Origin of the sequence: Methylibium sp. T29-B (assembly GCF_000576225.1) — a bacterium.
GTDB classification, from domain to species: domain Bacteria; phylum Pseudomonadota; class Gammaproteobacteria; order Burkholderiales; family Burkholderiaceae_C; genus Methylibium; species Methylibium petroleiphilum.
Genome location: NZ_AZSN01000399.1, coordinates 1 through 559 on the forward strand (window position 1 = coordinate 1; position 559 = coordinate 559).

Consider the following 559-nt stretch of genomic DNA (forward strand, 5'->3'; position numbering starts at 1 on the left):
CGCGCCCGGCCCTCGTCGCCCAGCGCCAGCAGGTCCTCCTGGCCCAGGTGCACGCCGGGGGCGCCCAGTTCGGCGGCGAGCTGCCAGTGGTCGTTGACGAACAGCGCGGCGCCGGTCCCGCGCGCTGCGGCGATGCCGCGCTGCAAGGTGGCGCGCAACGCGGGATGCCAGCCGGCGTCGGGGACGGCTGGCGTCTTGAGGCGCAGCTGCAGCGTGCGGACGCCGGCGGCCAGCACCTGCTCCGCCCGCGCGGCGCTGTCGACGATGGCGTAGAGGCCGAGCGAGGCGGGCGGTGCCTCAGACTCGGCAGCCGGCGCGAACACCGGCGCAGCGCCCCACGACAGCCAGGGCATCAGGCTCGGATCGCTGGCGAACCCGGCCGCGGCCCGCACCGGCCCGCGGCCCGCGCCGGCCGGGTGAGCGTGGCGCAGTGCGTGGCCGGTCGCCATCTTGGCCAGTACCAGCGCGTCGGCCGGCACGAAGCCGAGCGCCAGGGCGGCCGCCGCGCTGCTGGCGAAGGTGCAGCCGCTACCGTGGTGGTGTGGCGTGGCGATGCGCG

At 77.8% G+C, this 559-nt stretch carries 1 protein-coding gene; it reads right to left on the reverse strand.

Annotated elements, in window-relative coordinates; translation table 11 throughout:
* Positions 1–559: thiamine phosphate synthase (locus tag Y694_RS22175; RefSeq protein WP_036236902.1), on the reverse strand; the 559-nt coding region annotated here is incomplete at both ends.